This is a genomic window from Phormidesmis sp. 146-20 (assembly GCF_052939475.1).
In genome coordinates this window covers 1-19028 of record NZ_JBJPHT010000029.1, presented here as the reverse complement: position 1 = coordinate 19028, position 19028 = coordinate 1, and the positions used below count along the sequence as shown (strand labels likewise).

Genomic DNA, 19028 nt, shown 5'->3' with positions numbered 1-19028 from the left:
AGGCCCTTAAAGGTGCTGCGGGGTCTGGTCAAAGCGAACTAACGGTAGGTCATCTAGTTTTCTACTGGGGGTGAGCGCGCAACTAGAACAATTCTTTAGCTTATGAATGAGTCAGTGTTTTACAAAGTTTTTACGCTTTTTAAGTCATTGAAATGACAGACCCCTAACTGTTACTAAGACTGCCCAAAAGCTCAGATGCTATATCAAGCGTGTCTGGGGTTGGTAGAAAGCAATGCTGCTCACACGCTACCTTCTCATCACAAGAAAACCTTTCAACCGGGTTTTGCCAACCCGCATGGTTTAAGTCGCAAATTAAAGTTTTTTGAGCACACCCTGCCGCATCTATTAAATAAGATAAAGGATGTTTGCATGGTGTTAATTGTCCAAACGTGCAGGTGGCACACTTTAAACTAGAGATAACTGATTGTTTAGTCCTTAATTGAGCGGTCAAGGAACAGCATGAGCAATATAGAAGCCTGGTATGTGATCAAGCAAACAGATGGACATTGTGAAGTTGTGCCAGCCAGCGAAGTGGTGGTTGGGAATGAATCTTCGGCTCAGGTCACTCAGACAGAGCAGTGGGGCCCCTTTGAGTCACCGGGAGCGGCGATCGCTCGTCGGGTCGGTCTAATTCGGGCGGGTAAATGCAAGCCTGATTAATTTGGTTTTGACTCTGCCTGGACTGCTTGGGGTTTGGCGGCCGCCTGTTGGTTGAGAACTTGCAGCGCTTTGGCAAATTGTGGATCAGCCGCGGTGCCAATCTTGTCGCGATCGCGCACCAATGCCTGACGCTGTTCGTCGGTGAGTTCGATGACGACATCGGGATCAATGCCGTGTTTGTTGATATCGCGTCCGTTAGGAGTCAGGTATTTGGCGATCGTGACGGCCATTCCTGACCCATCTCCTAAGCCTCTGACGGATTGGACTAGTCCTTTTCCAAAGGTTTTAGTGCCGACGATCGTCGCTCGCTTGTTGTCTTGGAGCGCCCCTGAGAGGATTTCGCTTGCGCTGGCAGATCCCCCATCCACTAAAACAACCAGAGGTTTGTCGGTAAGCGCCCGACGGTTGGCGGTTTCGCGATCGCTTTCACCCTGACGGTCAACCGTGGAGACGATGCCCCCGTCTTGAAGCCACATTCGAGCGATATCGACGCTGGCATAGAGCAGACCGCCAGGATTGGAGCGCAGATCCAGAATGTAGCCAGAAACCTGCTGCTTTTCTAGGTTTTGAATGGCCTCCCGCATTTCGGGCGCAGCGTTGGCACTAAATTGGACGAGGCGAATGTAGCCAATGTTTCCCCCTGTAGGAGATTTTTGTACGCTAAAGCGGACGGGATGAATCTCAATTTTGGCGCGTTTGAGTTGAAATTCGAGTTCGCGATCGCCCCTTAAAACGCTCAATTTTACCTGTGTCCCGATGGGCCCTCGAATCAGGGTTACAGCCTTGTTGACATCCATACCCTCGGTACTTTTGCCGTCAATCCTGGTGATAATATCTTTGGCCAAAACGCCCGCAGAGGAGGCCGGACTGCCTTCGACAGGGGAAATGACCGTCAGTTTTTTCGTTTTTTCATCTGCTGCTAATTGAATCCCAACCCCGGTCAGTTCACCAGAGGTATCAATCTGCATATTTTTGAACTCGGCAGGGTCCATGAAGCGCGTGTAGGGATCGCCGAGCTTCTTCAGCATTTCGCGGATTGCCTTATACGCCTCTTCTTTGCTGGCGTAGTTGCGATTGAGATACTGCATCCGCAGGGCTTTCCAATCAACCTGGTTAAACGTGCCATCGACATAGCTGCGATCGATTACGTTCCAGACTTCATCGACAATTTCTTTAGGACTTTCACGAAAAAGCGCCTGGCTTTTGGAGAGTTGCAGCCCTGCTCCTGTAACGATTACTGCCGTGACTGCTGCGGCCGTTGCACTAAGGACAATTGCTTTTTTCGTAATCGTCATACCGCTAGAACCGTGAAGAGTGACTAAAAGATTATGCTCAATTTAACATAGGCGACGATGAGCGATCGCTGGAGCGCAATGAGTTTTGAGGGATCAGCGTTAAATTTGCAATCTTCCTCAAAACCCACCGCTTACCTTTTAGGGGTCGATCCACTTCTCGTCAGACTTGATTAGATTAATTAGCTCCGTCACGCCCTCACTTTCAGGAACTTTTTTAATCTCTTCTCGCCCTCGGTAGAGAGAAATAAAGCCTGCCTGTTTGCCGACGTAGCCATAGTCCGCGTCTGCCATCTCGCCTGGCCCGTTGACGATGCAGCCCATGACCGCGATGTTTAGCCCCGTGAGATGCTGAGTGGCTTCGCGCACTTTGTGCAAAACTTCTTCGAGATTAAACAACGTTCGTCCGCAGGAAGGGCAGGCGACATACTCGACCATCGTTCTGCGGAGTCCCAGGGCTTGTAAAATGCCGTAGCAGACGGGGATCTCTTTTTCGGGCGCTTCTGTGAGAGAAACGCGAATGGTGTCGCCGATGCCTTCTGCAAGTAGAGTGCCAATCCCGGCGGTAGACTTGATGCGTCCGTATTCGCCGTCTCCGGCTTCGGTCACGCCTAGATGGAGGGGATAGTCCATTCCCAGTTCGTCCATGCGGCGCACCATGAGGCGATTTGCGGCCAGCATGACGGGCACTTTGGAGGCTTTGAGCGAGAGTTCGATATGGTAGAAGTTGAGGGATTCACAAATACGGATAAACTCTAGAGCGGATTCGACCATGCCCTGGGGGGTGTCGCCATACGTAAAGAGCATTCGTTCTGCGAGGGAGCCGTGGTTAACGCCAATCCGCATCGATTTGTTTTGGTCACGAAGGGAAATGACGAGCGGTTCTAATGTCTCCCGAATTTTTTCGCCAATTTCTTGAAATTCTGCATCGGTGTACTCGGTACGATCGCTCTTGGGCTTTTCAAAGACATATAATCCTGGATTGATTCGCACGTTGTCTACATAGTTTGCGACTTCTAGGGCGATCTTCAGCCCGTTGTGATGTACGTCGGCGACGAGCGGGACGGGTTGGTAAGTCTGGTGTAGTTTGTCTCGAATTTCCTCCATTGCTTTGGCGTGGGCCATGCTGGGCACGGTAACGCGAACAATTTCACAGCCGATCTCATGGAGCCGACGAATCGCCGCAACCGATCCTTCAATATCCAGGGTGTCTTCGTTGATCATGGACTGCACTGCGACGGGGTTGTTGCCGCCGATCGTGATGCTGCCAACGGGGACAGGGCGAGTTTTGCGACGGTGAATGGTGGTGTCGATCGACAGTGGGGAAGCAACAGAAGTGACAGGGCTAGGCAAAGTTTGCATACGCTGGATAAGCTCAACAGCAACAAGACGGACTCAGTAGTCTTTCTGTCTTTCAGATTGCCACAGATAGAGCGCTTTTGTGTGCTTTCTAACCAACAGTCTTGAAAATGAGGAAAATCCTTGGAAAAGTCTGTTTGTGGGTGACTTTTAGGACGTTAGACTTTGGACGCTACGACGTAGAAGATGTGAGTTAGATGAATCTTGCTGCTACTGTCGCTCTGATTGATCCATCAGGGGTTGCAAATCTGGAAATGCCCTCAAACCCCACAAGTGACTGACTTCAGAGTGAAAGGTTTGTCTAGAAGGTGCTTCAGAAGTGGGAATTTTTTGGGCAGAAGGGCTGAACAACGACGTGAACCCTCCATCAAGCTGACCGTAACAAGAAACAACGATCGCCAAACTTTTGTTCCACACAGCAGGGATCGTGGCGATTTGCAAAACCATCAGGGCTTGGAAATCTTCTCGATCGTCTTGCATTTGGGACTCTGGACTTTGGACGTTATGAAGAGGAGATCAACGATCGAGATTCTTGTTTCACACAGCCTGACATCGCAGCGTTTTGTAAAACCATGAAGGCTCGAAAATCTTCTCGATCGTACTTGGTCATCAGAAGCTGGCGGAGTTGATTTTCAGCTTCGATGGTTAGCAAGCCAGTATTGAGTGCCTGTTGCACTACCTCACGAATCAGAGCCATGAAAACACCCCAAGACGCATTTAGTTAAGCAAGAGCATTGCTATATGAAGCTATCTCTATCAAGCTATACACCGGGTCACCTAAAAGCTTATGCAGGTCAACCGCTTTAGCGATGTGTTGCAATTCTTAACTTACTTGACGATTTTCGCTGATCTAGACAAAAACCACGTTTCGATTTAGAAATATTTGCGGCTAATATACGGCGATCACAACCCGTAAAAAGTCCGCTGCAAACACAAAGGGTTCATCAGATTTCGCTTGGCTTCGAGGTAGTGGACGAACCGCATCGCTGAAGGTTCCTACTTCTTCCAAAATTTCTTGAAAAGTTTAATTCAACCCGGCTTGAAATTTTTGGTACGCCAGGGAAAACACGATCGCATTGATCTGATTTGCGACATTCAGCGCTTAGGAATCTACTGATAGAGGGAGGTGATCCCCGGTTGAGTTTTGCATTCTCTTCTTAAGTAACGTTCAGAAAAATAGGGACAGGGGAATGTTTTCAGTGGGTGATTTTGCTTTGAATCGGAAAACTGGACGGTTTGGAAAAGTCGTCGGATACGGTCATCAAATGCTCAACGATGTGTATCAGACAACCTTGAAAGTGATGGTTGTTGACGCAAAAGGAGTCGTCGATCGCATCGAAGAAGATTTGTATTCTGCCTGGAGAAAGCTCGACGACTCAGTAGAAGCGTAACGATTAGAGGATATCTGAGGGGGGCAACTCTAACGCGATCGCGCCCAATGCTCCCTTCCGAAAATCATTGAGAATTTGACGAGCCGCCCGCTCTTGATTGCCCTGGATTTTTCGTTCCGCGAAGGTTTTGATGTAGCTTTCACCAGTCAAATCGTCCAGCGCTAATCCATATCGGGCTTGCAGCGAGGAAGTAAGCTGGAGGGACTGAAGGCGATCGACTAGAGAAGCCGCCACGCGCTGGTTATCATAAGCTGCTTCACCAATGTCATCACAAATTGCAAGTTTTAGGGCTGCGTCCTGGTCGTTGAGCTTGTTGGGTAGGACTCCTGGCGCATCCAACAATTCGATTTGATCCGAAATTCTCACCCAGCGCAATTGGCGAGTGATCCCTGCGCGGCGAGCACTTTCGACGACTCTACGTTTGAGTAAGCGATTGATCAGCGCCGACTTGCCCACGTTAGGAAAGCCAATCACAACCGCTCGAATCGGCCGGGGCAGCATTCCGCGATCGCGCCTTCTCTGATTGACCTGTGCCCCCGCTTCCTGGACTGCCTGAGAAATCGCCTCAATCCCTTTACCATGTTGCGCGTCTGTAAAGTGAGGCTCGTCGCCGTGTGATCGAAACCATTTTGTCCAGCGCTGCCGCATTTCAGAAGACACCATATCGACACGATTGAGAACCAAGACGCGCCCTTTGCCCTCGATCCACTGATTGACCTGGGGGTGGTGCGTCGCCAACGGAATTCGTGCATCGCGCACTTCCAGAACGACATCGACACGCTTAAGTTGCTCAAGCAGCGATCGTTCTGCTTTGGCGATGTGACCGGGATACCACTGGATGGGAGGGGAGGACATGGGAGGGATGAGGGATGAGGGATGAATGGGGGTCAGGGTAACCAGGTTTCAAGTTCAGCCTTTTAACGTGAATTCGATGAGGTTTTTTTGCTTCGTTCTTCAGCGCTTCTGCCCCCCAACCCCCCAACTTTGGGGGACTTTCAGACAAGATCTTGGGTTCAAAGTCCCTCACTCGTGGGGGATTTAGGGGGCTGCCTGGATTCACAACCGCAGCGAAAGATTTCATCGAATTCACGTCCTTTTACGGTTGGCTGTTTACACGGGTTCCAGGTTGTCGGAGTTCTCTTAAGAGAGGGAGATGGAGATGAATATAGCGCCAGTTTGATGAAAATTTTTGCTTTGTTACTCAACGCTTTTGCCCCCCAACCCCCTAGTTCTGGAGACTTTCAGACAAAAGTTCTCGTTCAAAGTTCAGAATTTCGTCGGCTCTACCTAAATTCAAGCTCACCTGTCAAAGACTTTCAGAACTGACTACCTGTATGGGTTACTCACAAACCTCCATCTTAAGCGCTTTCCTCCCTCCTCCCTCCTCCCTCCTCCCTCCTCCCTCTCTTACGGAACAACCAGCACCGGACAAGGCGACAAGCTGATCACTCGATTGGTGACACTCTCGATCGCCCCCTCGGTCGTCAGTCCCAATCCTCGGCAACCCATAACAATTAAATCGGCTCCTACTTCGTCGGCAACATCGCAGATCGTGAAGGCGGGCTTTCCCTCTCGCTCTAAGACTTCGGGTTCGATGCCTTGCTGAGAAAAGAGATTTTTGGCATTTTGCAAGAGTTCTGCCACTGCTTCTGGAGAAGTCATGGTGTCAGGCGTAGGAGTTTCGTCAGAAGGCTCAACGACAGAGAGAATCACCAGCCGACTTTGATGAGTTTGTACCAGGTCAGCAACCGTTTCAGCGGCTTGACGAGATTCGCGGCTTTGATCCACTGGAAACAGAACAGTCTTAAACATGAATGTTGTCTCCGAAATTCGGACAATTGAACAAAACGTTCTCTATTTTCTGAAGTTAGCGCACGATCGCTCAAATCTGCGATCGACGTGACAATTTAATGGAAAAATAGGAATAGGTAGAAAGACTCACTTAGGAGACCCATCCGTGCCCAAGAAGACTGTCAACAACTTATCCTCCTCTGATCTGCAAGGCAAACGTGTATTGGTGCGAGCAGACTTTAACGTTCCGGTAGACGATCAGGGCAACATTACGGACGATACCCGCATTCGGGCCGCTTTGCCGACGATTCAAAATCTCACATCCAAAGGGGCAAAAGTCATCCTTTGCAGTCACTTTGGGCGACCAAAAGGGGTGGATGATAAGCTGCGTTTGACTCCTGTATCTCAGCGTCTCTCTGAATTGCTCGGTCAGCCTGTTGCCAAAACCAATGATTGTATCGGAGATGAAGTGTCTGCCGCCGTCTCTCAGCTAAAAGAGGGCGATGTGCTGCTGCTCGAAAACGTTCGGTTTTACAAAGAAGAAGAAAAGAACGATCCCGAATTTGCTCAAAAGCTGGCTGCTGTGGCTGACTTGTACGTCAATGACGCTTTTGGAACGGCTCACCGCGCCCACGCTTCGACCGAAGGCGTTACCAAGTATCTCAAACCTTCTGTCGCTGGGCTGCTGGTTGAGAAAGAATTGGAGTACTTGCAGAACGCGATCGAGCAGCCTCAACGTCCTTTGGCGGCGATCGTCGGTGGCTCCAAAGTCTCTAGCAAAATCGGCGTAATCGAAACACTATTAGATAAGGTTGACAAACTGCTAATTGGCGGCGGCATGATCTTTACCTTCTACAAAGCTCGTGGTCTGAGCGTCGGTAAGTCGCTCGTCGAAGAAGATAAATTGGAACTCGCCAAAACATTAGAAGCTAAAGCCAAAGAAAAAGGGGTTGCGCTGCTGTTGCCCACGGATGTGGTTCTCGCAGACAATTTCTCAGCGGATGCTAACACTCAAATCGCCAGCATTGAGAGCATTCCCGACGGCTGGATGGGCTTGGATATCGGCCCTGACTCGATCAAAGTGTTTCAAGAAGCGCTGGCTGACTGCAAGAGTGTGATTTGGAATGGGCCGATGGGCGTGTTTGAATTTGATAAGTTTGCGGCGGGGACAGAAGCGATCGCCCACACCCTAGCCGAACTCACACCCAAAGGCACTACAACCATTATCGGAGGCGGTGACTCAGTAGCAGCCGTCGAAAAAGTTGGTCTTGCCAGTCAGATGAGCCACATTTCTACAGGTGGCGGTGCCAGTCTCGAACTGCTCGAAGGCAAAGAATTGCCCGGAATTGCAGCCCTGGACGAAGCGTAAAAAAATTGGGGAATGGAGGTCGGGAGCCGTTTGGTCAAAGCTTTCTACAGCCTATTCCCCTTTACAATTGCCCTGAGATGGGCTGACAGGTGTTGCCATCTTTGCCGGATGAGTTGCGTGAAATCAGTTCTTCGCGCTGCAAGATTTGATTGTCGTAGCCAAAAACTCGAATGTCACATACGCCCGTTGCCCCCGGAGCGACGATCGCAAACATGCCGTCTGGACTCTCATCACGCAGGCTTTTGCCGTTGTTAAAGGTGGCTTCGATCGCCGAGACCTGGGGTGACAGTACTTGACCATAGAGAACGGTGTGGCGGTCTTTGCCTTTGACGGCAGCGCGGTTTACTCCGTAGTCAATCAGCTTGGCTGACGTAGATTTAGCCTTTTGAGATTCCTGAGCCGGATGGCTCCCACTGCTGCTCAGGTGCCACTCCATGCCGATTCGCTTCATGGCTCGGTAGCTTAATACCTGTTTTGAGGCCTTCTTTTCGCTGGCAAAGGTGGGCTTATCGTCATCTGGGCAAGCCCCCCGATAAACCGCGACGATGCCCTTCGACCATTTGCGCGTAGTCAAGACCTGAAAGTTCTTTGCTTCTAAATCTGGCCTACCGGGACATGAAAAAGGCTGGCGTAGCGCTTCTTCTGGAGTCGCAGCGACCAATGAAAACGTGTATCCTCCTGCCGCCGTCAAAACCAGACAACCTATCAGACAACCTGCCCATCGTCGATTCATGGTTGATCGCGCTTTCTATAGATTAAGAACTTGATAGCCTCACTTTGCCCTAGTTGCCCAAAGTCTTAACTCTTTCTCAAGTTGAGTCTTCTTCATGAGTGTGATTCAAAATTCAGGCTTTGTCATGAAATAGCCACTTACGATCGAGCCTTTAGAAGATGCTCAAAAAGCAAAGTCGCTGGCGATCGATTAAAATTCACCAACGACTCGTTTAACTTAGCAGCACTCTATGATTCAAAAGGTTCAAGCTGATCAATTCTCAACCAGGCATTGGGTGTGGGCACGGCACCAAACTTAACGAAAGCATAATCGCCCTTCATATCGACCACTTCGCCCTTAGTTTCATAAATGTAGGAGGGAAACCGCGCATCGCTGGCCTGTGCCTCCAAACTGTTTTCTAGTTTTTCTCGCACCGCACGCACCAGATCGCCTCTTTTGATTGCCATAATCTACCTCAAACTGGACTTACTTAGCATTTTAGGCAGTTTTGGGTGAAGATTTTAGACAAATAATAGATGGATACGATTGATGTGTGAGGTTGGTTTAATAGATGAGAGTGCGGCATGTCGCGACTTCAGATTAACTAAGGTGGCTTAATGGTTCAAGAAATGATGCAAGAGACTGCTCTGCTACGCCTGTTACAGCTTGCCAGTTCTACGTTGCCTGTGGGAGCTTACAGCTATTCAGAAGGGGTTGAGGCGATCGTTCAATCTGGAAAAATTGAGAGTGCAGAAAGTCTAGAACATTGGCTAAGACAAGAATTGCGGTATGGAGCGGCGCGCCTCGAAGCGGCTGTGATGGTGCGGGCGGCCCGTTCGCTCTCTGACCCTGCCACTGTGCTGTATTGGAACCGCTGGCTATCGGCTGCGAGAGAAACCGAAGAACTACGATCGCAAAGTTGGCAAATGGGGCGATCGCTACGATGCCTCTTTCAAGACCTTCAGCCCGACTCATTGCTCCTCACGCCTCACGCCTCGCTCCTCACCCCCTCCGAAAACTGCAACTTTGCGATCGCCTTCGGCATTGTGTCCGCGAGTTGGGAAATTGATGAACGATCGGCAGTGTTGGGCTATCTCCACAGTTGGGCGACCAATTTGATCAGCGCTGGCGTGAAACTGATTCCCCTCGGACAGACGGCTGGACAAAGATTATTGCTGGGATTGGGGGAAGCGATCGAGCGATCGACTCAAGAAGTTTTGACGCTGCAAGACGACGACCTCTCGACCTGCGGCTGGGGATTATCTCTGGCAAGTATGGCCCATGAAACGCTCTATAGTCGCCTGTTTCGCAGCTAAATATGAGTCCTGTACAATGAATTGCAAACAATGAATTTTGGCGTTGCTGATTGGAGGGATGACTCTGTGGGAAGTGTCCATCTTTTCGCCCTCTAAATCCCCCAAAAATGAGGGACTTTGAACCTTGGGTTTCCCTCCGCTTTGGGCATTTCATCCCCTGATTCAGCAACGCCTGAATTTTAATTGGTATGTCAATTCAATGAATCTCCAGGCTGCGTTGTTGAGATCTTCTGCCTCCCAAGTGCCAATTTTGGGGGACTTTGAGACCAGGGTTCTCAGTGAATTCTAAGCCTTGATAAGCATTGAATCGTAACCAGCGACGACTACAACTTTTCGGGTCAAACCAGAAGCAAAAATTCTATGAATGCATTTCGAGTGGGAATCGCAGGGCCAGTTGGATCGGGCAAAACGGCGCTAGTGGATGCGTTGTGTAAGGCAATGCGGCAAACGTTCAACATTGCGGTTGTAACGAATGATATCTATACGCAAGAAGATGCTCAGTTTTTGGTGAAAAGTCAGGCCCTGGAGCGCGATCGCATTCTCGGTGTTGAGACGGGGGGTTGTCCTCATACGGCGATTCGAGAAGATGCGTCAATGAATTTGGCGGCGATCGAAACCCTCGAACAGCGATTTCTAAATCTAGATTTAATTCTGGTCGAAAGTGGCGGTGACAATCTAGCCGCAACCTTTAGTCCCGAACTTGTCGATTTGAATATTTATGTGATCGACGTAGCAGGCGGCGACAAAATTCCCCGAAAAGGTGGCCCAGGTATTACAAAGTCTGATTTGCTTGTCATTAATAAAACAGATCTAGCCCCCTATGTAGGTGCTGACTTGAGCGTTATGGAGCGCGATGCTAAAAAGATGCGCGGAGACAAGCCTTTCGTCTTCACAAACCTCAAACTTCAAGTTGGACTGAGCGAAATTTTAGAGTTTATTCAAACTCAAGCGGGGTTGGCTCTTGGTACAAGATCGACAACTCAGCGTAATTTGCACTTGCATTAACGATAAGCAGGGTGCAGTAGATTTAAGCGAAAACAGCCACAAACCAAACTGTAGTTAGTCAACTAGCTAATTCAAGGTATTTAGATTGCACGAGCAATATACCTAGCAAAGATGCCGTCTGGTGAATACACAACATCCTCAATATGAAAACCAGCACGCTCTATCATTGGCTCCAGAAGCCAAGTGAAGGTTGAATGCTCATCACGGATGTGTTCTTCGAGATCAGTCCGAGTCCAACCATCTTCAGGATCGTCGTTGAGCGTGGCACACCACTCATCAAGGCGATCCTTTGCTTCTGACGGATCGAAGTTGTAGACAACATCCCACAGCCGAAGCACACCTCCCGTCCGAACGATATGTCGAAGTCGTTGAAGAGCTAGAGCTTTCCAGAAATCGGGAAGGTGATGGAGTGCATAGCGAGAATAGACGATATCAGCTTGCCTTCCTTGGTGTTCATAAGTGAGAAAACCAGACTGGACAACTTTAACATTCCGTAGGCAAGACTCACTAACCTTTGCCTTGAGCACGTCCAGCATTACAGGCGAAACGTCAACTGCAACCACCCGTGTACACATTGAGGCAACAGCAAGCGTGAACTGTCCAGTACCTGCGCCAATGTCTATCACTTCTGATTGCTCATTAAGTCCAAACCTTTTCATAAGTGCCACCTCTTCCATGACACTAGCATCTTCCTTAACGTCATATTGAGATGCGTGCTCGGCATCAAGATTTTCTCTGCCTGCGCTCTTCAATTCGTCTAGCATCCAATGGTTTTTTTTCTCAATCTTGTTCATCTTTCACTTGATCCCTAAATCAATAGCAATATTCTACTTTTTACCCAATGTTATCTTGACCTTGAAGTTCAGCATAACGTTGCTGTTCAGTGGCTATCCACAACCTCTGCCATAACACCAACCAACTTTGTTGCCCGCTGCAACAGCGTTGTTCTGCCGCGTTTGAGGCGAGAGTTTAACGACTCCAAACGATATCACAGACATAATTTGTCAGGCATTACTTGACACTCTACTCGACAAAGATGTAAGGTAGTACTTGACGGTGAGCAGGCAACCCCATGAAAAACCGACTGAAAGAACTTCGCCAACTGCACCGATGGTCACAAGCTGAACTTGCCAGACAACTGGGAGTCAGTCGTCAGTCAGTAAATGGGTTTGAATCTGGAAAGTTTGACCCCAGCCTAGAGATGGCTTTCAAAATTGCCAGCCTGTTGAATGTCGCGATCGAAGAAATATTCATTTATGAGAGGACACACGCGATGCCGACTCTAGTTGAACAAGTCAAAAACTTCATTGAAGAGAATATCAATTCTTTGGTGGAGGGTGGAGTGCTGAGTGCTGAGGATTTGCTGGAGCGTTATGCTGCTGGAGAACGGGATTTTAGTGGAATCTACCTGATCCGGTTAAAATTTGGGAAAAAGTTTCCGATGGGTGTTGACTTGAGCGGAATCAATTTGAGTGGTGCTAATTTGAGTGAGTCCGATTTGCGGAAAGTTAACCTGAGTGGTGCTAATTTGAGTGGAGCCGACCTGAGCAACTGTTTGATTGAGAATGCTAACTTGAGTGGTGCTAATTTGAAAAATACTCAGATGACCGAAAGTAATCTCAGTGGTGCTGATTTGACTAGTGCTAACCTTGTTTACACTATTTTGACTGGTTCTAATTTGACTAATGCCAACCTTACAGATGCTCATTTCACCTACGTGATCGGTTCTAATGGCAAAATCATCAATTACAACGATTCTCCCAGTTGAACAAAATTGATGCTCAATCCGTGAACAATCAACTGACAGAAACCGTTTGAGCCAGACTAAAGAACGACTGAAACTACTCTACACCTACTAGATTTTTGAGGTCTTAGTAGGTGTTTTGTTGTTCATCTAACCAGTAATTCTCAAACCACCGCCACCACCTGTAACGTAAGCGGCAGAAATGACTGAAACGAAATGCAAAGACTCTATACCGTCCGCTCCACTGTGTTGTTAGACCATGCCTCACCGATCGCTTACGATAGACGCATTCACGCTTGTCTGAGAGTTTAAGCGATATCTCTTGATGAGTTAATTCTCTTGGTCAACAATCTCAGTTAGCTCAGAACAAACCCAGTCCAAGTGTGATCCTGTAATGAAAAAACCGAATCATAACGCTTCCACTAAGTTGGTATTTTTTTTGGGTTTGCTGCTTGTGTTCAGCGGTACAGTAATTGCCGGCCTCAACCCATTGGCTTCCCTAACCCCCGATTATTTCCCCCTCCGCGTTGGTGATTGGTGGCAGTACCAAACCGTCGATGTGGAATCTTCTGTTTACGGATCTGTCACTTCCAAATATAAGTTGAGCGGGGTGAGTCAGGAGAGACAAACCGATGGCACGCTCCTGTATGTGATTGGAACACCGTCTAAGGACAAGCCAAGTGAACTATTCTTGCGAGAATGGTACTCTAAACCTGCTGGGCAAGTGCTTGCTCATCGCAATGAATATCCCCTATGGTCGAAAGAGAATCGAGGTTTTTCGTTTGAGCCGCCACGCATTGTACTCAAAAATCCGCTACAACCAGGGGATTCTTGGGTGTGGGAGGGCAAGGGATTTTTTGGGGTGCCCACTATTGAAGTGAGTAAGGTTGTCGCCAGCGAAACTGTGGTTGTTCCGGCAGGTAAATTTCTATCCATGAAAGTTGAAACGCAGGGGTCGCTGATTCCGAATCAAAAAACTATCTCCTGGTATGCCAGTGGGGTTGGGTTGGTGAAGTCAGAGGAATATTCCAACTACAAAAGTTCTAGACCTGCCGCCCGCACTACGGAACTCCAGGATTACAGCTTTAGAATCAAAACCTAATCCTGTTTTGTCAACGAGATCTGTGATTTAAGGGACACAGTAAATGATGCGGTTGCTGTCATGCGGGCTAACGACCCGCTTCACCCGCCGCTAGTAACCTTTCGTTCTCAGCCAACCAACTCTCAACGGTCGGTGTGCAAGCGGATTGTGAGCTGGCTGATCGCGACTACGATTGCAAAACCGCTACACGACATAATTCTAAACCGTTTCCGTCATACCCGGAATGTGTCTCAACGACTCGAAACCCATACCCTTCTAGCTCTTGATCAACCCAGCCCTGAGTTAAATCATCACGACGACTGCGATATTGAGAAATGATCAATCGACCGCTTTGAGCAACAAACTCAGCCAATAATCTTTCGACAAAAGGCTTTCGATAATTGCGCGGCACGTAATCGAGTTCAGTTCGCACATAATCAAAGCACTGCGGCGGAGTCCAATTCCAGGCGTTACCCATATAAATATTGCCCGAAGATTGAAGGCGTTGTCGAGCTAAATCAACAAGTTTGGCTGAATAGTCCAGACCGTGAGGTGTAATCTCAACGCCTTTTAACTTTGCCCAAGCGACTAGACACTCCAACAAATACCCATTCGCACAACCAATATCGAGATATGTACCTGATCGCTTCACTGGTGCTATGTTTACGATCCGAAGTCGTATCCAATCCTCAAATGTCCCACTCTTACCAGATTGTTGCCACGCAGTAGGTGCGACTGCATACGCTGTTTCCAAGGTTTTTTTGACCTTTGCAAACCAATCTTGTAAATCGACCAACGCTACATCATCAAAGGCAAAACCACATTGACAATGCTTAATCGACTCCTTGACCTCTTGTAAACATTGAGGGCAACGCATAGCTAGTCAAAGTTAAAAACAATTCAAGATCCAATTAATTTTCCCTCCCCACCGACGACTTGTAAACAACGCTCCTATCGACCAGAACGAAGCCAGCTAACGTTCCGGTTGAGCGGCGATGAGAGAACTTAAACGCTAGACGAAAAGACTCTGAACGTCCGCTCCAAGCGAATTGTGTACGCCCAGCATGGGCGTGAACTAATGGGGTGAAAGTCCCCTGTCGGAGAACCAACGTCCAAATGATCACTTCTATAGATCCGAGTGACGACAACGACTAGCTTAAGGCAAGGGCGTTTCCGCGAGGAAGGGTCTGAAGGAAGCCAGCGGCAAACCTGCGAGCCGACGAACAGAAATGTCCTAGAAGGCTGAGATCCCTGTGGCTTTGTGAGCACAACATCACAAAGCCTTTTGGTTCAGGGGACACAGTAAATGACACGGTTGCGGCGGGACAGTTCACGCTCTTATCTGGGGAGATCTGCTCAAGCGGCGGTCTGAGTGTCTACGGGAGTCTGATTGAGGTCTAGCTGGAAACGGTGAGGTAGCCACAGAACCCTACGGAAGCTCAGGTAGCACGTCTGGTGGTAACGGGGTGATTGAGCAGAAGTCAGCAGATGCCATAGTAGCCAAAGGCTCATCGTAATGGGTGGGACTCCGGTGTTGGGCTGAACTTCAGAGAGCAGGGAGGAGCCGTAAAGCTCGACGTGGCGATGAACCCGGATGGGGGAGCTAAACTGTCGGCGCTTAATTGCGTAACCACCCCTGGACATTGATTCTTCGGATTCAAACCGTCTAAACCTCTTTGAGGAAGCGCCCCGTGCGGAGCCGCATGCGGGGTGCTGTGGGAGCTGGAGGGGAAAACCCTCCGGCGACCCGATTATACGGCTGTCGCCACTGAATGTCATCTACCAGCACTCGTGTCTTGAGTAGCTTCTGTTCTCTCATTTTTCACTGCGCGGTAGTACCAACGACGAAATCTCAGTGAGGGTTCATCAGTAGGCACATTATATCCTTCGTTTACATTGGGAACTTCACCGATTTGTGACTCAACCATAGTCCGATCGTCGTCGGATGCTGCAAAAAACTCAGCAAAATCGAAGTTACTCCGATCGATCCCAGGGTTGGGTAGAAGAACCTGCATAAATCGCATTTGCTGAGTGTTAATCGGAATGGCAAAGAAATGGGGAAGAAGAGGCATTCCGTCTAGGTTTAAAACGATATTATTCGGCTGATGCCAGTCAATTTCAGTTCCAGAGGATAAGGTATTGAGCCGATTGGTAACCGTCATCCCATCTGCTGTTGAAGTAACAGTGATTTGGGCGATCGCATCTTTGTGTGCTGCGTCATTTAGCTCGCCACCAAATGAATTTCGATGAACAAAAGGAAGATGCAGATAATCCAGCGAAATATCAACTGCCTGTGTCCAATGAGCATTCCAGATCTCATGGTGAATTACATAGCGATCCTCGAACTCTAATAAGCTCGACGGCAACTCTGGTTCTGGCACATTTTCGGTTCCTGTAAAAATCCAGAGCATCCCTGCAACCACTCTGACCGGAAAGCTCACGATCAACAGTTTTGAGAGGTGAGTTGAGTTGAGTGAGTTGAAGGGAACCTGAACACAAGCACCATTTGCGGCAAACTGCCAGCCATGATAGGGACATTCAAGGCAACCGTCGGCTGTCACTTGTCCCTGTGAAAGCGGCGCACCGCGATGAGGACAGCGATCCAGAAACGCTGCAAACTGATCAGACGAACTCCGAAATAGAACGAGTGATTCGCCCGCTAATTCAACTGCAATGGGAACTGTCCCAATTTCAGCGACAGGCAACACAGGAGTCCAAAAGTTAGGAAACATCTCAAACATGGCAAAATCAACTCCATCACAAGTTCTTGGATGTTGTCCAACATAGAACTCTGCTCCTGACAGCGTTATGTCAGTGGCTGAAATCCAGATAATTTCATTCTCTCAAGTTGAAATTCTGTATATGTATCAAGATTAATTGCTTGACTTGGAAATTCAAAATCTGAAGCAAAATCCAGATCTTGAATGCGATCAATGCGGAAATCTCTGTAGGTTTTTCTGAGCGTACACCAGGTTCCAACCGTCCATTTACTGCCCCAGCAGAATAGTCCCAACGGGAAGATGATTCTCTGAGACAGTTGCTCATTCAAGCTCAAGTACTCGATTTTGACGGCTTGTTGCTGTTGAATGGCTCGATAGAGATCGTTCCAATATCTTAAGCTTTGGTCACTCAAAAGATGACCTAATGCCCGAATAGATGCGCGAGTTGGATCAAAACTGCGTGGCGGCAACACTGCTCCAATTTTGCTGAGAAGCGTTTTTGCTGCTGCCTCCAAATCAGTCCCAGTCGATCGCGACAGCATTTCAACACCCAACATAAGAGCGGCAATTTCATCATGCGTTAAAGTGAGCGGCGGCAACTCAAAATCTTCATCCAGAGCATAACCGACACCAGGCTCACCGTAGACTGGAATACCACTCAATGAAAGATCGTCGATATATCGGTAAATTGTACGCACAGAAACACCAACTCGTTCAGCGAGTTGTTCTGCTGTAATGGGTTGGTGGGATCTGATAAGATTCACCAGTTGAAAAAGACGGTCAGCTTTCCTCATGCTGGACATCAATTGATCTTAATTGTTAAGGCATATAACCCTTCTCATCAACCGTATCGCACTTCTATACGTAAAAACTAAACTTAATCTGGAACATCTACAGACATCTTTTGAACCTCTGCCAAGACTGATAAATCAAGCCGTATAACTATTATTTCTGCCGTTTGACTAGAACAAACAGTGTAAAAGGATTCTGAAGATAATTATCCTGTATACAATCAGCATAACTCGTGTTTTTCAAGGTTTTATACCAAATCTTCGCAGGATAACTCCTCTATTTCGGCACTTATACCGAGCAATTCCTAGATTCTTTAATTGTTAGAGAAGAATTACTTGTAGCGCCATTTGGGAGAGGCTAATGAAAAGTAGTCCGAAATGAGAAAGCTCTCTCGCTTTTCCGAAATAGGACGATCGAGCTTAAAAATCTTCAGGAAAGGGAGTTCTTTTTGTTGTAGTAAACTAAAGAAACGATTCGGAGACATAGATATGGCTCGACTGCTCAAGCGCTGGGAGTCTCCTCGCCGTGAGGGACGCAACCACAAAGGCAAAGGCGGCACTGCCCGTCAGCGACAACTCAAAAAGCAAACTCAACTGCTAAGAAAGAAACTTCAAGACGGCTCACAGCCTGACAACGATGGGGGGAGAGGACAAACAGAGTCTACTCCCTCTATTTTTTTGAGCAGCGAATCGGTAGGCTAAACTTAAACCATTCTTTGTGTGAGCGTTGCGATCGTGGATTATGACTCTGCTCGTCGTCTCTTGTTAGACCAATCTCGCTTTGGTGTTGCCGATACTTTTTTGGGGCGGCTCCAGCGCAGCCATCCTCCTATGCCGGGTCAGGTGACCTCGATTTTGCTGGCGTTGAAGGTGGTGTTTGAGGCGTTGAAAGAAGAAGGGGCGATCGATCGAGATCTCGCTTACGCTCTACATCTGGTGTCCAGCGAAGGCCGACAATTGTTTGAAGTGGGATTGAGAAAAAGTTCCGACTGCCCTCCTCTGCTCAACGAAGACTTAACTCGAATCGCATTGGCCGTAAAAAGCATTTTTTCTGGTGTTTGGCAGGGATGAAGAAGAGCGTTTCGGTAGGATAGTAAGGAGTAGGCGGACACGGTGATTTGTAAGGCAACTATTCAAAATAAGTTGAACATTCAGATACAGTTTTATAGATTTGTATTTCTCAGGAATTCTAGCTTCAGTAGGAGTTTAAACAGCCATACGACTAATCTGTTCAACTTATTTTGAATAGCTTCCTAAGCATTGCTACGGATGTAGCATGAGCTTAAGCAAAGTCAATCTTTTGAATTTTCTCAATAACAGTTTCTAGATTGATTTTTGTTTCAGCAAGTAGCTCAAAAGAAGGTTGAATCGCAGTCTGCTGTAAGTTGTCTGAAAATTCATTCAGTTTTTGCAAATTTTTGCTCGGCTCAGAGAAATAATCTGAAGCAATTTCTGCTGCTTCATTCACAACTTTGAGATACTCATGATGAAGTTCAGAGTACGTTCTATTATAAAGAATAAGATTTTTGTAAAAGCTTTCTCTACTTACAGACCACATTTTTAGTGGTTCGATTATTAGGAAATTCTTCCAGAATTCTTGAATTGACTGGATATCAAAATCTGTTGTAGCTTGAAACTTCTCTATCTCATCGTTAATGATTTTTGAATACTCTTGGCGAAACCTTCCAAGTAATTCACTTTCTTTCGCCCCTATACGAATAGGAAATCTGTCTGAAGCTTTTGCGGTAAGGGACTTGCCAAGAAATAGAATCCCGGTCATTCTAGGGGAGAAGAGTT

24 protein-coding genes are annotated in these 19028 nt (G+C 47.9%); 9 read left to right on the top strand and 15 right to left on the bottom strand.

The window, feature by feature from the left end; all coding sequences use genetic code 11:
- The first annotated feature begins 459 nt into the window (after positions 1-459).
- The gene (locus ACKFKH_RS20500; protein WP_446860198.1) at positions 460-660 is read left to right on the top strand and encodes a hypothetical protein; all 201 of its coding nucleotides are present in this window, start codon (positions 460-462) and stop codon (positions 658-660) included.
- Here the strand turns inward: ACKFKH_RS20500 and ctpC are convergent.
- From ctpC to ACKFKH_RS20480, 4 genes are all read right to left on the bottom strand, one after another.
- Positions 657-1955, bottom strand: a complete 1299-nt coding sequence (gene ctpC / locus ACKFKH_RS20495; protein WP_446860197.1) for a carboxyl-terminal processing protease CtpC — start codon at positions 1953-1955, stop codon at positions 657-659. The genes ACKFKH_RS20500 and ctpC overlap by 4 nt on opposite strands.
- Before the next feature lie 138 nt (positions 1956-2093).
- Positions 2094-3314 carry a (E)-4-hydroxy-3-methylbut-2-enyl-diphosphate synthase gene (gene ispG, locus ACKFKH_RS20490; RefSeq protein WP_446860196.1) on the bottom strand — a complete coding sequence of 407 codons (1221 nt, stop codon included), beginning with the start codon at positions 3312-3314 and terminating at the stop codon, positions 2094-2096.
- Positions 3315-3521: 207 nt separating this feature from the next.
- Entirely contained in the window at positions 3522-3791 is a 270-nt protein-coding gene (locus ACKFKH_RS20485; RefSeq protein WP_446860195.1) for a hypothetical protein, read from the bottom strand.
- 22 nt (positions 3792-3813) lie between these two features.
- Entirely contained in the window at positions 3814-4008 is a 195-nt protein-coding gene (locus ACKFKH_RS20480; protein WP_446860194.1) for a hypothetical protein, read from the bottom strand.
- A 517-nt stretch (positions 4009-4525) separates the two neighbouring features.
- On the opposite strand from ACKFKH_RS20480, the gene ACKFKH_RS20475 reads away from it, so the two are divergent.
- Entirely contained in the window at positions 4526-4702 is a 177-nt protein-coding gene (locus ACKFKH_RS20475) for a hypothetical protein (protein ID WP_446860193.1), read from the top strand.
- A 3-nt stretch (positions 4703-4705) separates the two neighbouring features.
- Here ACKFKH_RS20475 and ylqF read toward each other — a convergent pair whose 3' ends face one another.
- Entirely contained in the window at positions 4706-5557 is an 852-nt protein-coding gene (gene ylqF / locus ACKFKH_RS20470; RefSeq protein ID WP_446860192.1) for a ribosome biogenesis GTPase YlqF, read from the bottom strand.
- 552 nt (positions 5558-6109) lie between these two features.
- Positions 6110-6514, bottom strand: coding sequence for a universal stress protein (locus ACKFKH_RS20465; RefSeq protein ID WP_446860191.1), 405 nt, complete (start codon positions 6512-6514; stop codon positions 6110-6112).
- A 145-nt stretch (positions 6515-6659) separates the two neighbouring features.
- On the opposite strand from ACKFKH_RS20465, the gene ACKFKH_RS20460 reads away from it, so the two are divergent.
- Entirely contained in the window at positions 6660-7862 is a 1203-nt protein-coding gene (locus tag ACKFKH_RS20460) for a phosphoglycerate kinase (RefSeq protein WP_446860190.1), read from the top strand.
- 61 nt (positions 7863-7923) lie between these two features.
- On the opposite strand, the gene ACKFKH_RS20455 is transcribed toward ACKFKH_RS20460, so the two are convergent.
- On the bottom strand, positions 7924-8595 hold the full coding sequence (locus ACKFKH_RS20455) for a hypothetical protein (RefSeq protein WP_446860189.1): 672 nt from the start codon (positions 8593-8595) through the stop codon (positions 7924-7926).
- A 227-nt stretch (positions 8596-8822) separates the two neighbouring features.
- Positions 8823-9041 (bottom strand): NAD(P)H-quinone oxidoreductase subunit O, encoded by a 219-nt coding sequence (ndhO, locus tag ACKFKH_RS20450; protein WP_446860188.1) that lies wholly within the window; start codon positions 9039-9041, stop codon positions 8823-8825.
- 150 nt (positions 9042-9191) lie between these two features.
- On the opposite strand from ndhO, the gene ACKFKH_RS20445 reads away from it, so the two are divergent.
- Together ACKFKH_RS20445 and ureG are read left to right on the top strand one after the other, a co-directional pair.
- On the top strand, positions 9192-9890 hold the full coding sequence (locus ACKFKH_RS20445; protein WP_446860187.1) for an urease accessory protein UreF: 699 nt from the start codon (positions 9192-9194) through the stop codon (positions 9888-9890).
- A gap of 360 nt (positions 9891-10250) precedes the next feature.
- Complete coding sequence (ureG, locus tag ACKFKH_RS20440; protein WP_446860186.1) at positions 10251-10895, top strand: urease accessory protein UreG; 645 nt, start codon at positions 10251-10253, stop codon at positions 10893-10895.
- An 80-nt stretch (positions 10896-10975) separates the two neighbouring features.
- On the opposite strand, the gene ACKFKH_RS20435 is transcribed toward ureG, so the two are convergent.
- The gene (locus ACKFKH_RS20435; RefSeq protein WP_446860185.1) at positions 10976-11689 is read right to left on the bottom strand and encodes a class I SAM-dependent methyltransferase; all 714 of its coding nucleotides are present in this window, start codon (positions 11687-11689) and stop codon (positions 10976-10978) included.
- Between the two features lie 278 nt (positions 11690-11967).
- On the opposite strand from ACKFKH_RS20435, the gene ACKFKH_RS20430 reads away from it, so the two are divergent.
- Together ACKFKH_RS20430 and ACKFKH_RS20425 are read left to right on the top strand one after the other, a co-directional pair.
- Positions 11968-12663 (top strand): pentapeptide repeat-containing protein, encoded by a 696-nt coding sequence (locus tag ACKFKH_RS20430; protein ID WP_446860184.1) that lies wholly within the window; start codon positions 11968-11970, stop codon positions 12661-12663.
- A 466-nt stretch (positions 12664-13129) separates the two neighbouring features.
- A complete protein-coding gene (locus ACKFKH_RS20425) occupies positions 13130-13741 on the top strand; it encodes a TapB family protein (RefSeq protein WP_446860183.1) in 612 nt (203 codons plus the stop codon).
- A gap of 166 nt (positions 13742-13907) precedes the next feature.
- Here ACKFKH_RS20425 and ACKFKH_RS20420 read toward each other — a convergent pair whose 3' ends face one another.
- The 5 genes from ACKFKH_RS20420 to ACKFKH_RS20400 form a co-directional block, all read right to left on the bottom strand.
- The gene (locus tag ACKFKH_RS20420; RefSeq protein WP_446860182.1) at positions 13908-14597 is read right to left on the bottom strand and encodes a class I SAM-dependent methyltransferase; all 690 of its coding nucleotides are present in this window, start codon (positions 14595-14597) and stop codon (positions 13908-13910) included.
- Between the two features lie 479 nt (positions 14598-15076).
- Positions 15077-15364, bottom strand: a complete 288-nt coding sequence (locus ACKFKH_RS20415; RefSeq protein ID WP_446859344.1) for a hypothetical protein — start codon at positions 15362-15364, stop codon at positions 15077-15079.
- 131 nt (positions 15365-15495) lie between these two features.
- Positions 15496-16461 (bottom strand): Rieske 2Fe-2S domain-containing protein, encoded by a 966-nt coding sequence (locus tag ACKFKH_RS20410; RefSeq protein WP_446860181.1) that lies wholly within the window; start codon positions 16459-16461, stop codon positions 15496-15498.
- 65 nt (positions 16462-16526) lie between these two features.
- On the bottom strand, positions 16527-17234 hold the full coding sequence (locus ACKFKH_RS20405) for a helix-turn-helix transcriptional regulator (protein WP_446860180.1): 708 nt from the start codon (positions 17232-17234) through the stop codon (positions 16527-16529).
- Between the two features lie 329 nt (positions 17235-17563).
- Positions 17564-17716, bottom strand: a complete 153-nt coding sequence (locus ACKFKH_RS20400) for a hypothetical protein (RefSeq protein WP_446860179.1) — start codon at positions 17714-17716, stop codon at positions 17564-17566.
- Positions 17717-17720: 4 nt separating this feature from the next.
- On the opposite strand from ACKFKH_RS20400, the gene ACKFKH_RS20395 reads away from it, so the two are divergent.
- Complete coding sequence (locus ACKFKH_RS20395; protein WP_446860178.1) at positions 17721-17933, top strand: hypothetical protein; 213 nt, start codon at positions 17721-17723, stop codon at positions 17931-17933.
- 18 nt (positions 17934-17951) lie between these two features.
- Positions 17952-18302 carry a Dethiobiotin synthetase gene (locus tag ACKFKH_RS20390; RefSeq protein WP_446860177.1) on the top strand — a complete coding sequence of 117 codons (351 nt, stop codon included), beginning with the start codon at positions 17952-17954 and terminating at the stop codon, positions 18300-18302.
- 211 nt (positions 18303-18513) lie between these two features.
- Here the strand turns inward: ACKFKH_RS20390 and ACKFKH_RS20385 are convergent.
- The coding region (locus ACKFKH_RS20385; RefSeq protein WP_446860176.1) for a hypothetical protein at positions 18514-19028 on the bottom strand (515 nt) is incomplete at its 5' end.